Source organism: Gallibacterium genomosp. 3, assembly GCF_001678475.1.
Lineage (GTDB): Bacteria > Pseudomonadota > Gammaproteobacteria > Enterobacterales > Pasteurellaceae > Gallibacterium > Gallibacterium faecale.
Genome location: NZ_JTJR01000009.1, coordinates 15,579 through 29,939 on the forward strand (window position 1 = coordinate 15,579; position 14,361 = coordinate 29,939).

General features: G+C 36.2%; 15 protein-coding genes. 7 read left to right on the forward strand and 8 right to left on the reverse strand.

Annotated elements, in window-relative coordinates:
- Nucleotides 1-171 precede the first annotated feature (171 nt).
- Nucleotides 172-657 carry a non-heme ferritin gene (ftnA, locus tag QV06_RS02045; protein WP_065236725.1) on the forward strand — a complete coding sequence of 162 codons (486 nt, stop codon included), beginning with the start codon at nucleotides 172-174 and terminating at the stop codon, nucleotides 655-657.
- A gap of 16 nt (nucleotides 658-673) precedes the next feature.
- Nucleotides 674-1,168, forward strand: coding sequence for a non-heme ferritin (gene ftnA, locus QV06_RS02050; protein ID WP_065236726.1), 495 nt, complete (start codon nucleotides 674-676; stop codon nucleotides 1,166-1,168).
- A gap of 54 nt (nucleotides 1,169-1,222) precedes the next feature.
- Here the strand turns inward: ftnA (QV06_RS02050) and QV06_RS11760 are convergent, their stop codons facing one another.
- Entirely contained in the window at nucleotides 1,223-1,381 is a 159-nt protein-coding gene (locus QV06_RS11760) for a hypothetical protein (RefSeq protein ID WP_167348596.1), read from the reverse strand.
- 139 nt (nucleotides 1,382-1,520) lie between these two features.
- Here QV06_RS11760 and QV06_RS02055 point away from each other — a divergent pair, with 139 nt between their 5' ends.
- Together QV06_RS02055 and uspE are read left to right on the forward strand one after the other, a co-directional pair.
- Nucleotides 1,521-2,291, forward strand: a complete 771-nt coding sequence (locus QV06_RS02055; protein ID WP_065234123.1) for an FNR family transcription factor — start codon at nucleotides 1,521-1,523, stop codon at nucleotides 2,289-2,291.
- An 81-nt stretch (nucleotides 2,292-2,372) separates the two neighbouring features.
- Entirely contained in the window at nucleotides 2,373-3,311 is a 939-nt protein-coding gene (uspE, locus tag QV06_RS02060) for a universal stress protein UspE (protein ID WP_065236727.1), read from the forward strand.
- 48 nt (nucleotides 3,312-3,359) lie between these two features.
- Here the strand turns inward: uspE and QV06_RS02065 are convergent, their stop codons facing one another.
- From QV06_RS02065 to QV06_RS02095, 7 genes are all read right to left on the reverse strand, one after another.
- Entirely contained in the window at nucleotides 3,360-5,468 is a 2,109-nt protein-coding gene (locus QV06_RS02065) for a TonB-dependent siderophore receptor (RefSeq protein WP_065236728.1), read from the reverse strand.
- Nucleotides 5,469-5,506: 38 nt separating this feature from the next.
- Complete coding sequence (locus QV06_RS02070) at nucleotides 5,507-6,307, reverse strand: DUF4198 domain-containing protein (RefSeq protein WP_065236729.1); 801 nt, start codon at nucleotides 6,305-6,307, stop codon at nucleotides 5,507-5,509.
- A gap of 32 nt (nucleotides 6,308-6,339) precedes the next feature.
- Nucleotides 6,340-8,265 carry a Fe(3+)-hydroxamate ABC transporter permease FhuB gene (gene fhuB, locus QV06_RS02075; protein WP_245174225.1) on the reverse strand — a complete coding sequence of 642 codons (1,926 nt, stop codon included), beginning with the start codon at nucleotides 8,263-8,265 and terminating at the stop codon, nucleotides 6,340-6,342.
- A complete protein-coding gene (locus QV06_RS02080; RefSeq protein WP_065236730.1) occupies nucleotides 8,259-9,137 on the reverse strand; it encodes an ABC transporter substrate-binding protein in 879 nt (292 codons plus the stop codon). The genes fhuB and QV06_RS02080 overlap by 7 nt, the downstream gene beginning before the upstream one ends.
- A gap of 11 nt (nucleotides 9,138-9,148) precedes the next feature.
- A complete protein-coding gene (locus QV06_RS02085) occupies nucleotides 9,149-9,913 on the reverse strand; it encodes an ABC transporter ATP-binding protein (protein ID WP_065236731.1) in 765 nt (254 codons plus the stop codon).
- A 211-nt stretch (nucleotides 9,914-10,124) separates the two neighbouring features.
- Entirely contained in the window at nucleotides 10,125-10,859 is a 735-nt protein-coding gene (bioD, locus tag QV06_RS02090; RefSeq protein ID WP_065233819.1) for a dethiobiotin synthase, read from the reverse strand.
- A gap of 290 nt (nucleotides 10,860-11,149) precedes the next feature.
- A complete protein-coding gene (locus QV06_RS02095) occupies nucleotides 11,150-11,746 on the reverse strand; it encodes a DedA family protein (RefSeq protein WP_065236732.1) in 597 nt (198 codons plus the stop codon).
- A 334-nt stretch (nucleotides 11,747-12,080) separates the two neighbouring features.
- Here QV06_RS02095 and rplY point away from each other — a divergent pair, with 334 nt between their 5' ends.
- From rplY to accD, 3 genes are all read left to right on the forward strand, one after another.
- Entirely contained in the window at nucleotides 12,081-12,365 is a 285-nt protein-coding gene (gene rplY, locus QV06_RS02100; protein ID WP_065233821.1) for a 50S ribosomal protein L25, read from the forward strand.
- 76 nt (nucleotides 12,366-12,441) lie between these two features.
- The gene (gene truA / locus QV06_RS02105; RefSeq protein WP_065236733.1) at nucleotides 12,442-13,239 is read left to right on the forward strand and encodes a tRNA pseudouridine(38-40) synthase TruA; all 798 of its coding nucleotides are present in this window, start codon (nucleotides 12,442-12,444) and stop codon (nucleotides 13,237-13,239) included.
- Between the two features lie 88 nt (nucleotides 13,240-13,327).
- The gene (accD, locus tag QV06_RS02110; protein ID WP_065236734.1) at nucleotides 13,328-14,221 is read left to right on the forward strand and encodes an acetyl-CoA carboxylase, carboxyltransferase subunit beta; all 894 of its coding nucleotides are present in this window, start codon (nucleotides 13,328-13,330) and stop codon (nucleotides 14,219-14,221) included.
- Nucleotides 14,222-14,361 lie beyond the last annotated feature (140 nt).

The window sequence follows — 14,361 nt, forward strand, 5'->3', positions numbered from 1 at the left end:
ATTAATTCTTATTTTATTAATATAAATATATAAAAATTGAGATTTATTCTTTTTTAATTTCTAAATAAAAATTATTCCTATTGTTTTATATAAAAATAATTAAAAAATTGTTTTATTTTTGCTAAATAAATCGTTAAAATTCTCCTGAATTATTTACTAGAGGAATTAACTATGTTAACACCAGCAATGCTTAATAAACTAAATCAACAAATTAATTTAGAATTTTATTCTTCTAATCTCTATCTACAAATGGGAGCATGGTGCAATGAAAAAGGCTATGAAGGTGCAAGTGCATTTCTCCTTCGCCATGCAGAAGAAGAGTTACAACATATGCAAAAACTCTTTGCTTATGTTAGTGAAACCGGTGGATTACCAATCCTTGGTGAAATTGCTGCACCAAAGCATGATTTCCAATCTTTAAAACAATTATTTGAAGTAGTATTAGAACACGAAAAATTTATTACCGAACAAATTAATCAGTTAGTTGAAGTCAGCTTCACTGAAAAAGATTACTCTACTTTTAATTTCCTACAATGGTACGTAGCAGAACAACACGAGGAAGAAACTCTATTTAAACGTATCCTAGCGAAATTTACGCTTGTAGGAGAGGATCAACGTGGTCTTTATTTTGTCGATAAAGAATTGGCTGCACTTTAATTAAAGGAGAAATAGAATGTTATCGCAAAAAATTGTGAATATGCTGAATGCACAAATGAATTTAGAACTTTACTCCTCAAACCTCTATTTACAGATGAGCGCATGGTGTACTTATCAAGGCTTTGAGGGGGCTGCAAAATTCTTACGCGAGCACGCGAATGAAGAATTACAACATATGCGTAAATTATTCACTTACCTTAATGAAACTGGTGCAACTACACGTTTAGAAAAAATTGAAGCCGTACCACACGAATTTGCAGGATTAAAAGAAGTGTTTGAATTAGCTTATAAACATGAAAAACATATTACTGCAAAAATTAATGAATTAGTGTCAGCGACATTTGAAGAAAAAGATTACTCTTCATTTAATTTCTTACAATGGTACGTTGCTGAACAACATCAAGAAGAAACCTTATTCAACAGCTTCTTAGATAAACTTAACTTATTAGGCACTGACCGTAGAGGACTTTATCATTTCGACAAAGATGTATCTTCTACCTCTGCCGAATAAATCTCACTAAAAATTATTTAAGATAATCTGCACTTGAATCAAGTGCAGATTTTTTTATCCATTTTTCTGATGTGTTACAACAATACTTGCTTGTTTTTCAGATATTTCCGCTTTTTGATAATGACAACTGCGATAAAAAAACGCACTCAGTAAAATCGCCAACATCACTAAAATTTGAATTAATCGTTTTTTGGTTAATTTTTCTGCCGCCATAAAATTTCGTTTTACCTCAAAAGATGTATTTTAATACTTCTTAATAAATTTCTTTTATGATACCATTTCTTGCGTTAGATCAAAATTTTTTAGATAATGCTCGGATTTGATTGCATTATTTTATAATGAGGTTTTATAGATGAAAGGATTAGTTGAAAGCCGTGTTGGACGCAGAATTCAATCTGGCGGATGTGCAATTCATTGCCAAGATTGTAGTATCAGCCAATTATGCATTCCATTTACGCTAAATGAGCATGAGCTTGATCAATTAGATAATATTATTGAACGCAAAAAACCTATCCAGAAATCTCAAATCCTTTTTAAAGCCGGCGATGAATTGAAATCACTTTATGCTATTCGTTCTGGCACAATCAAAACTTATACTATCAGTGAAAGTGGTGAAGAACAGATTACTTCTTTCCATTTGCCGGGGGATTTAGTCGGGTTTGATGCGATTCACAGTATGCATCATCCAAGTTTTGCTCAAGCGTTAGAAACATCTATGGTTTGTGAAATTCCATTTGATATTCTAGATGACTTAGCGGGTAAAATGCCGAAATTACGCCAACAAATTATTCGCCTGATGAGTAATGAAATCTTAAGCGATCAAGAGATGATCCTATTACTTTCCAAAATGAACGCGGAAGAAAAACTTGCTGCATTTATTTATAACCTTTCTAAACGCTATTCTGCTCGTGGCTTCTCTGCCCGTGAATTCCGTTTAACTATGACTCGTGGCGATATTGGTAACTATCTTGGTTTAACTGTTGAAACTATCAGCCGTTTATTAGGTCGTTTCCAAAAAACAGGAATGTTATCTGTACAAGGTAAATATATTACGATTAATGATATGCCAGCATTAGTTGAGCTTGCGGGTTCAACCAAAGTTAAATTGAGATTATCCATTTAATTGATGAAAATGCTTGAATAGCTTGCTTTCACTATTGACCTCCTTATAATAAAAAAGAACAACTCAATAAGGAGGTTTTTTATGCATTTCAATAATATCCTTGTGGTGATTGATCCAGAAAATCAAAAACAAGCCGCCCTAGAACGTGCTTTACACCTCATCAAACAACAAAATAGTTCTCAACCTGTTACCCTTACCGCTTTCCTCACTATTTACAATCTTTCTTATGCCGTCAGTGTTACTCACTCCTCGACTGAACGTGAAGAGATGGTTGCTGCAATAATTGAAGATAAAAAATTGTGGTTAAATGAACTACTTAAAAACTACGATTTACAAAATATCAATCTCAAAATAGAAGTGGTTTGGGAAAGTAATGAAGCAGACGCAATCGAAAAAGAAATTGTCAAACATCATCATGATCTGGTGGTGAAATTTACTCACCAGGAAGATGATCTCTCCTCATTGATTTTTACACCAACTGACTGGCAATTATTACGTAAATCCTCTTCCCCAATTCTGATGGTAAAAGATGGTGATTGGCAACACCAACGCCGTATCTTAGTCGCAGTCAATGTTTCTGATGATGAACCTTATCACGATGATTTTAATAAACAATTAGTCGGATTAAGTATGAGTTTAGCGCAAAGCCTAGATAGAGGTAATATTCACCTTGTTAGTGCTTATCCGAGTGCACCTGTTGGCATTACTTTAGATTTGCCAGAATTTAGCGTACCTGATTATGGCAATAGTATTCGTGGTCAACATTTGATTAATATGAAAGCATTACGCCAACACTTTGGTATTGATGAAGATCATACTCACGTTTATGAAGGTTTGCCTGAAGAGGTAATTCCTCGTGTTGCTCAAGAAATTGGTGCGGAATTAGTGGTATTAGGGACTATCGGTCGTACAGGTCTTTCTGCTGTGTTGCTTGGTAATACTGCAGAACACGTTATTAGTCATTTAAACTGTAATCTATTAGCCATTAAACCTGCAAAAAATATCCCACCAGAAGCATAATTTTCTATGCAAAGGTCTAGCGGTAAAGCTAGACCTTTTTTTCATTAATTAAAACTGATAGCTAATTGACGCGTTAATATTACGCCCTGCTCCATAATAACAATAGTAGTCACACCCTGCTAAATAACGGCGATTTCCTACATTCTCTACATTAACTTGAGTACTCCAATTTGGTGTAAATTGATAACGTACCATTAAATCAACAATCGTTGCTGAAGGAACTTCTTTACCAGAATAAAGAGAGCCTTGGCTAGTTACACTATTACCAATATAACGTACACCAGCACCTAAAGTTAAACCACTGAACATTCCTTGATCAAAGGTATAATCTGTTTTTGCAGCAAATGTATGTTTTGGTACTCTTGGATTAAGCTCATCACCAGCAGATTTACGTGTAATTGATTTTAAATAAGTATAAGCTAAAGTCATATTCCAATTACTTATGATGTTTACATCAGCCTGAATCTCTATTCCCTTACGATAAACAGGATCTTCACTACTTCTGGTTGTACTTCCAGCTTTCATAACTAAAGCTCCCTTATCTTTTGCTCTAAATGCCGCAAATGTAATGGAGCCATCTAACCAGTTTGGTAAATATTTTATCCCTGCTTCATATTGCTGAGTAATCATTGGATTATAAAATCTATTGTCTGAACTTAATCCCATCGGCAAATTAAATGATTCACTATAACTAACATAAGGATTTAGACCAAATGGAGCTTCATACATTGCAGAAGCTGAATAAGAAGTTTGTGCATAAGACGCTGAATGCTGTTTTAAATTAGATTGATTCTGTTGGTAAATTTCTTCCTGCTGTTTTGCTCTATCGTGGCGAATACCAAAATTTAATACTAATTTATCAAAGAAACGGCTTTGATTTTGTAGATAAAGTCCTAATTGGCGAGATGTGATCTTAACGTGTGATGCTTTACTTACATCTTGATTTTGATTATATCCAGCCCAAGAATTAAATATATTGGTTGGAGTTGTTGCATACCAAGGATTTATAGGATCATACACATATCCCATAGAATCATAAATTGCATCAACATATTGATGGCGATAATCTATCCCAATACTTACAATATTTTTAAACCAATTTTGTTCAAATCCCCAATTAATATGGTTATCTAAAGCGTGAGATTTTATGATGCCATTATTATAAACAACACCACGATCTACATCGTAGGTTATTGGATTAACATAAGAGAAAGGATAAGATCCACGATGGAAATTATTGATATAATTATAACGGTAACTACTGTGCAAACTTAAATTATCAGTAAAATTATGACTAAGCTCATAACCAATACTATATTGACGATTATATTCTTTATCGTTAATTGGATCACCTAAGTTTGTTGATCGGCTAATATAACCATTTGGTGTAGAAACTAAAGAGCCAAACGCAGGTACAAAGTTATTGCTAGGAATACCTTTATCAAACTGGTAACTCGTTAATAATGTTAAACGAGTACGATCACTGATGTCCCACTCTACTGTTGGCGAAATATAGAAAGTGCTATTTTTGCTACCTTCCCACTGACCATCCTTTGCACCATATGAACTCACTAAACGATAACGTAAACTTTCATTACTATTGATCATCCCCGTATAATCCGCAGCAAAACCATATTGGGTATTATTCCCCATATTCAGCTTAAATTCGCCTTTGCCAATTTGTTCTTTATGTGGTCGTTTAGTGACATAGTTAAGCAAACCACCTGATTGAGCTGCTCCAAATGTCATTGCATCAGCACCTTTAGTCACTTCGATAGCCTCAAAAGCAAAGGTATTTGTATAAGGCGTAAAAAATCCATAACTAAATAATGGCAAACCATCTATTGCTTGGGTCACTTCTGTACCACGCACTCTAAACCAGTTTGTATTGGTATCTTCACCAAACACTTGATTAGTAAATCCTGCTTGATAACGTCCTATTTCATCAGTTTTTGTAATAGCTTGTTTATCCAACTGATCACGAGTAATCGCAATCGCAGATTTGGCTTGATATATCGGTACTTCACCCATGCGATACATAGAGCCAGCTATTACATCAATCCCCTCTAACTCTTGACTCTCTTCCGCAAATACTGGCTGTAATACCAAACATAATGTGGCAGATAACAAAGATAATTTAAAACGTTGTCCATTCATGACAAAAAAGCTCCTTAGGTTAAATTGTTTTTAGTGAATTATTTAGCGTTTACTTGAAAGGTATAAGTGCTATAAAGCTTGCGTTTTTGGCATACTTTTGCCTCTGGATAAGGCATTTCATAGCTTGCTTTGATTTTCCAAGTCCCGGCTAACGCTGGAATAAAATTGATTTTGCCTTGTGCATCAGTTTTACCTGAGAAGGCTTGTGGTTCACGGTGGTCATATACCGCTTTTTCATCTAATTTTGTGAATTCATTAGTAGTACCAATCACTACAACTTCTTTCGCAGGTTTGCCGTTATAGAGAACTTGAAAAGGCACTGCTTCTAAAGGACGGATATCAGTAGGATCGACTAATGGCACAATTTCTAACGGTAAACCTACTGGCATAATTGAGAAATCACTTACATCTACCCCTGTATTGATATAGGTTGTAGCAAACATACTAGATTCTTCGCAATAAGTCGCATCTGGCATATTTGTTAGGTTTTCTCGTTTCCAACCTTTCTCATTTTTTGACCAAAAAGTTGGTTTATAACTCGCAGAGATTTTATATTCCCCTTTTGCCAAATTTTTCTTCGTTACATAGTGATAATTCTCACCTTGTTGCATTAAGGTTTCTGAACTGCCATCTGATTTATGCAACACTAATGGATTCAAAATATTTAAACGACTTTCCGCAATTTTTTCGCCTAAAGGGAAACGATCACCATAACCTAATACTGCCTGTAATGGCTTATCCACTTCTGCTTGTAGCCCATATGCCCATAAATCATGTGCTTGTACCACAGCTGGGATGGATAATCCACATAACACGCTAATTAATGAAAGTTTTTTCATCTGTTTTCTCCTATGATAGTAAATAAAATGTGTTACAACTTACGCATTAAAATAATGAAATAGCTTCCTCCTAATAAGGTTGCTACTAAACCAGCAGGAATTTCATACGGGAATAGCCATTGCCGCCCTAACCAATCAGCAAAAATCATCACCGTTGCCCCCAATAAACTTGCAGCAATTAATTGTGATTTAGCCGTATTGAAACCGAGAGAATAAGCTAGATGAGGGGCTAATAGACCGATAAAACTTAAAGTACCAACAATTAAGGTTGCTAATAACGTCAAAACAATCGCTAAAGCAAATAGCACAATTTTGGCTAATAACAGATTCATACCAACCGCCTGTGCAACGATTGCATTCAAACTCAATAAATCTAACCAACGAGAAAAAATAAGACTAACAAGTAGCAACCCAAAAGAAAAAATGATCACCCAAACTGCAACTGGCAGTTCTGCATAATAAGTTGATCCTGCACCCCAATTCAGTAGTTGTAACGCTCTTGGATCACCGCTTGCTACTAAAATACGCAATACCGCATCAAATATTGCCGATAAGCTGATCCCAGTTAATAACACTTGTTCTGGTTGTAAGCCATTACGCTGATTAATTAACCAAATTAATCCTATGATTAACACTGCACCCAATGCACCAAATAAGAGAAATGGTTTAATTGCTACTGAACCTACAATAAAAATCTCCAGCAATACACCAAAACTGACACCTGATGTAATACCAAGTAATTCTGGGCTAGCCATTGGATTATGGCTCAAGCGTTGCAACACTACCCCAGCTAACGCTAATAACGTTCCTGCGGCAAACGCATAAGCAATCCGAGGGAAGCGTAATTCAAATAAACTATGATTCAGTGTAAACGACCAACCAATCTGATTTTGCCCAACACAAAATGCACAAACTAAACTGCATAACAGCAATATGGTTAAGAGAAGATAAGTTAAACGAGAATTTCTGATAACTAATCTATTGGCGGGTTGTTGTGCTCGCCCATAATGTTGCCGCTGCCGAAATACCAACCATAATAATAATGGCGTACCAAATAGTGCGGTAACTGATCCTGTTGGTAATTGTATCTGCCACCACTGATTAATTAATTGCAAACTTAAATCTGTGATTAATAGCAGGATTGCTGCAAAAAACGCACTACGCCACCATAAGCTAGTAAAACGATGGTTAGCAGATTGCCGAGCTAAGGTTGTTGCCGCTAACCCGATAAAAGCTAACATTCCTACGCGACTGACAACAATAGCTACCAGATAAGCCGCTAGTATAATTGCTAATAAACGTACTCGTGTAACATTAACGCCTAAACTTTTTGCACTCCCCTCTTGTAATTGTAAAACTTGTAGTGCCGGACTTAATAAATATATGCCAATTAATCCAGGCACAAGTAATGGCAATAAAGTGAGACTTGCTCGCCAACTCTCTTGTACTAAAGAGCCACTCCCCCAAACCAGCAAACCTCGACTTTCTTCTGGATAAAATAGAGTTAATAGTGCAGAAAAAGCACCAACATAAAAACTCAGCACTAAACCAGATAGCACGATTAATAATGGCGAACCTAATTGCCGCCAAGCTAATAACAAAACCAAACCGAGAGTCAATAAAGCCCCAATTACAGCAATGATTGTCGTACCAAATTGTAATAAAGCGGGAAAAAATAGTGTTGCCAAATATAGGGCAAATTGTGCACCGCCACTGACCGCCAATGTACTATCTGATGCCAACGAATTACTCATTGTTTGTTGCAACAATAATGACGCACTACCCAAACTGATCCCTGCTAAAATGGCAATCACTACACGTGGTAAAGTGAAATTAAACAGTAATAATTGTGCTATCGCTTGATCTGCTATTGCATACCATTGCCAGCTCACTACGACACTAAATAGAACAATCGCTAAGATCAACAAACTACGATTTAAATAACTTGTCATTACCATACTAATCCACCATCCAGTAATGCATCTCGTAAAGCTACACTAAATCGTTGCATTGATGGCAATGCGCCAAATGTCCATATAGCAGGTAAAATCAATGGATCTTTGGCTAAGCGTAAAGATTTCCATAATGTATTATTGGCTAACTCAAGTGGTATTTGTTGCGGATAAGGTTTGATCACAATTAAACGAGCATCAGCAAATTGTGCTAACTGATCAATCCCAATTTGAGTAAAACCCCATAGATTAACTGGCTGTTGCCACGCATTAGTTAAACCTATTTTTTCTAATACTACGCCTGGTAAACTCTGCTTCCCATAAACTCGCAAATGCCGTCCATCAATAAATTGCACGACTAATAACGGTCTATGCTTTTGCTTAGTTAACTGCTGTTTTACTGTATTCAATAACTGTTCTGTTTGCTGAATCAGCTGTTCGCCTTGCACAATATGGTCCAAACTTTGGGCTAATTGGCGAGTTGCTTTCATTTGATTATTCCAAAAATCCCCAGATTGATAAAAATTGATACGTGGAGCCTGTTGTAGTGCTGTTAAGTAGTGGCGATTTGCTTCAACCGCAGGCATAAACATATCGCCATTAGGAAATAGTTGAATTGACAATGTTGCTAATAGCTCTTTATTCGGTTGTAACCGTGAACCTAAATCAATGACCTGATCTTCTAACGCCGGCTGATTAACCCAAGTCTGATAACTCTGTTTATCCCCTACTGCAATTGGCGTAATGCCTAGTCCTAATAAGGTTTCGGCGATTGCCCAATCCAAAGTCGCTACTCTCAGTTGCTGATCTGCACGTGCTATGCTGAATATGACGGCCAATATCAACAAGGTACTACTTACCCAAATTACTTTTCGCATTTGATTCTCCCTTAGAAAAAAGCAACTGGTGTTTGATCAACTGGATGTGATTGCACTTGTAAATCAATGTGATAAATCTCTGATAATGCCTCGGGTGTCATAATCTGTTCTGGAGTCCCTTGCATTAATAATTTTCCATGCTGTAATGCGATAATTTGATCACAAAAACGGGCGGCTAGGTTAATATCATGAATAACAATAATAATGCCAAGATTGAGTTCTCGTACTAACTGCTGAATCAACTGCATCACTTCAATTTGATGCGCAATATCTAACGCTGCTAAGGGTTCATCTAATAATAGAAAACGACTTTGTTGTACTAACAACATCGCTAGCCAAACACGCGACCGCTCTCCACCAGATAACGTATCTACTAATTGATCCGCATACTCTTGCATATTAGTACGCTGTAATGCTTCTGAAATAATCTGTTGATCTTGTTTAGAATTACGTCCTAATAGACCATTCCAGGCATAACGTCCCATTTTTAATAATTCAGCAACGGTTAAATGATGTGCTTGTGGTAAATGCTGTGGTAAATACGCTACTTGGCGTGCAAATGCTTTACTTTTCCATTGTTCGATTGGGCGTTGATCAAATAACAATTCTCCAGAACAAATGGCTTGCTGGCGGGCCAGAAGTTTAATCAATGTGGATTTTCCAGACCCATTTTGCCCAATGATGCCATAGATTTTTCCTGTAGAAAAAGTCAATGATAATGGGTGTAACAAGGTTTTTTCTGCTAATGAAAAGGAAACTGAATTAAGTTCAAACACAACACACCTAACAATTAATCATCCATTATTAAAAGTTGGCGGATTTTATTTGATAACAATTCTCATTTCAATAGAAAAATTAGAATTTTTCCTGATTTATTCTTATCTAGCTAAATTATTTGGTGAAATTGGAGAAAAAATGCCCTCTTTGAGTTTAAAGAGGGCTAAGGAGGTTTTATAAGAATTAAGTATCTATGTTCTTATTCTCGCACTAACAATTCTCTGTTTTTAAATAAGTTAGACGATCGAGATTGGTAATAAAATGCCCTAATTCTTGCTGTTCTGGGCGATGAACATAAGGAATTTCGCCTAATAATGGCGCATCAATCACTTGATGTAGCAATTTAATAATTTCCGCATAATGGCGTAAGCAAGGGTTAATCCGATTTGCTACCCAACCTAATAAAGGCACACCGGCAGCCAAAATAGATTGTGCAGTTAATAAAGCATGATTCACACAACCTTCTTTAATTCCCACGACTAACACTACTGGCATTTTGTGTTCTTGTACCCATTTATCAAAGGTCATCTCTTTATTAATTGGCGTTAGCCAACCGTAAGTTCCTTCAACTAAAACTGATTGATAATGTGCAGTGAGATGTTCAAGATCTTGATCCAGTTTCGCAACATCAATATTGTTTACTTCATCTAAAGCAGCCAATACAGGTACGCTGCTTTCAGTAAAGGTATAACTATTAATTTCTTGATAAGTTACCGGCTCGTTGGTACTGCTCATTAACGTTTTTACGTCTTTATTATTTTCAGTATGATCCTCTTCTAACTCATCTTTTAATGCTTCTGTATAAATACTATCTTCTTCACCACAAGCAATCGGTTTATATCCTACGATTTTTATGCCCTTAGCTTGCAACGCTTGAATAATCGCACGACTCACGATTGTTTTTCCAACATTTGTATCCGTACCCGTTACAAAAAAACAGCTCATTATTTCTTCCTTTTATTAAAAAACTGTCGGGCATTATAATGGAGTTGTTTTTTGTAGAATTTGAGCTAACACAATTTTTCGCTGGTTTATTATAAATTCTTGGAGTTTTTTACTATTAAATTCACAATTTATTGATCTAATTAGGCATTTCTCACAATAATGGCTTTATTTTATTGTGTAATTTAACAAAGAATTTTTGCTGCGTTTGATTTTTATTATATGAAAAAATAGATTTTGTGATTATTTAGACTTCGCTCTAAAACCTAAGAGCGAAATCTAATAAATTACTATTATGATTGACGTTTCTTGCGGAAATAGTGGAAGGCTAAATAGAGAGCTAACAAACCTAATAAGATATAGATACCAGTTTGCCCTTTACTCACTTGTTCTTTAATCCAATCAATATTATGTGCACCGTGATAACCTAAATAGACCCAAACTGGTACAGAAATAATTGCTGCACAAAAATCCAAAACAACAAAGCGTACATAACTAATACGACGTGTAATTCCCGCCACCATATAAATTGGTGCTCTTAAACCAGGAAGAAAACGTGCAACAAACAACACCCGATTACCATAACGATCAAATTTTTCTCGTACTGCTCGCATCGTTTTAGGTTTTAAAATACGGCGTAATGGGCGGAAACGTAAAATTTTCACACCATAAATACGTCCGAGCCAATACATGGTACTATCACCAAGCAGCACACCAATCATACTGACTACTAGCATAATATGAGGATTAGCATAGCCTAATCCAGCGATAATCCCCCCTGAAACCAATGTAATATCTTCAGGAATTGGCACACCAAACCCACAGATAATTAATACAAATAAAACTGCGAAATAGCCATAATTGGTAAAAAATTCAACTAATAATTGCACAACAAACTTCCAAATAAAAAATAAAAACTTTACCTAAAATTATTGAGATTTCCTCTTTTTTCGGGGTGTTATTTTGCCCTCTTTAACAAGGAATTACTACCTAAAATCTCTGAATTATTGATGTAGATAACAAAAATTTCTTTCAATAGGATAAAATCATCTCTCTAAATAAGATAAGTCATCCATAAACCAAGAAAAACATTGCATTTTCAATCAATTTCTCTATAATGCCCCCGCTGATTTTGTTCAGCACTTAATTTTGTCAAGCTGCTGGGTCGCCTGTAGCTTGTTTTGTTTAACAACCTAATCGGTTTTAACTAAAAGAGAAATAAAAATGTTTAAATTTAACGCTGAAGTTCGTCAAGCGCAAGGAAAGGGTGCGAGCCGCCGCTTGCGTAGAAATGGTCAAATTCCTGCTATCGTGTATGGCGGTGAAGAACCAGCAGTATCTATCGTATTGAGCCACGATGAATTAAATAATGCTCAAGTACAAGATGCTTTCTATTCTGAAGTAATTACTTTGGTTATTGATGGTAAAGAAGTTGCTGTTAAAGCACAAGCTATGCAACGTCACCACTTCAAACCAAAACTTCTTCACATTGACTTCAAACGTGTTTAATTCACATTGAAAAAAACACCAACAGCAATGTTGGTGTTTTTTTATCTAAAACGTTAATCTTTTTCTTTAAACAATGATGAAAAAAGTTGCTCTCGGCATTAGCTATGATGGCTCTCGCTATTTTGGCTGGCAAAAACAACAATCCGTAGCAAGTATTCAAGGCGAATTAGAACGTGCATTAAGCATTGTTGCTAATGGACCTATTGAAATTTTTTGTGCTGGGCGTACTGATGCTGGTGTTCATGCTACTGGGCAAGTCGTTCACTTTATAACTCAAGCCACTCGTCCACTACAAGCTTGGACATTCGGTACTAATGTGCATTTACCACCTGATATTGCGGTAACGTGGGCTAGCGAAGTTGCCGAAGATTTTCATGCTCGCTTTAGTGCACTTTCTCGACGTTACCGTTATATCATTTATAACCATATTCAACGCCCTGCGATTCTGGCAAACGGCATAACTCATTATCATCAACCACTTGATGCTGAATTAATGCATCAAGCAGGACAGTTTCTATTAGGAGAAAATGATTTTAGTTCTTTCCGAGCTGCGCAATGCCAGTCAAAATCACCTAATCGAAATATTCACCATTTACAGGTTTCACGCAAAGGCCACTATATTATAGTCGATATTCAAGCTAATGCCTTTGTTCACCATATGGTGAGAAATATTGTTGGTAGCTTGTTAGAGGTCGGATCTGGTAAACAACCTCCAGAATGGATTGCTTGGTTATTACAACAAAAAGATCGTACTCTAGCAGCACCAACCGCTAAAGCAGCTGGTTTGTACTTAGTTGAAGTACGTTATCCATCACAATTTGAGCTACCCAAAAATGCGGTTGGCCCACTTTTTTTAGCTGATGCAGTTGGGTAATCTGAATGAAAAGATACTCAATTCATTAAATTTGTGCTTTAATAACGCCGCATTCGCTATCATCCCAACATTGGAGATAAAGTAAATTATGAGCTGGATTGAAAGAATTTTTAATAAAAACCCAATTTCAGGTGCACGTAAATCTAACGTTCCTGAAGGTATTTGGACAAAATGTACAGGCTGTGAACAAGTTTTATATCGTGAAGAACTTAGTCGTAATTTAGAAGTTTGTCCAAAATGTGGTCACCATATGCGAATTGATGCGCGTACTCGCCTACTCGCGCTTTTAGACCAAGATAGCGCAGTTGAGTTAGCAGCAGATCTTGAACCACAAGATATTTTGAAATTTAAAGACTTAAAACGGTATAAAGATCGTCTTTCTGCTGCACAAAAACAAACTGGTGAGAAAGATGCTTTAATCGTTTTTTCTGGAAAATTATATGAAATGCCGATTGTTGCTGCTGCTTCTAACTTTGATTTTATGGGCGGTTCAATGGGATCAGTTGTTGGGGCAAAATTTGTCAAAGCCGCTGAAAAAGCATTAGAAGATAATTGTCCATTTGTCTGTTTCTCTGCAAGTGGCGGTGCACGTATGCAAGAAGCCTTAATTTCATTAATGCAAATGGCGAAAACCAGTGCTGTATTAGCGAAGATGCGTGAAAAAGGCGTGCCTTTTATTTCTGTACTCACTGATCCAACCTTAGGTGGTGTTTCCGCAAGTTTCGCTATGCTTGGTGATATTAATATTGCTGAACCAAAGGCCTTAATTGGTTTTGCTGGTCCACGTGTAATTGAGCAAACTGTACGTGAAAAACTACCTGAAGGATTCCAACGTAGTGAATTCTTATTGGAAAAAGGCGCAATTGATATGATCGTACATCGCAAAGATATGCGTCAAACCTTAGCGAGTATTTTGGCTAAATTAACTAACCAACCTTCTCCATTTAAAACACCTGAAGTGATGGTAGAGGAAGCTGAATAATCATTCTCTTTTTTGCACCACTTAGTTATCCGTGGTGCAAATTTCTCCCTTTCTAATATCAAATAAAGGTAATAAAAACGAGTTTTTGCTCTATTCCTTATTGAGAAATCCGTATACTACTTTATATAATAAGTTCTCAT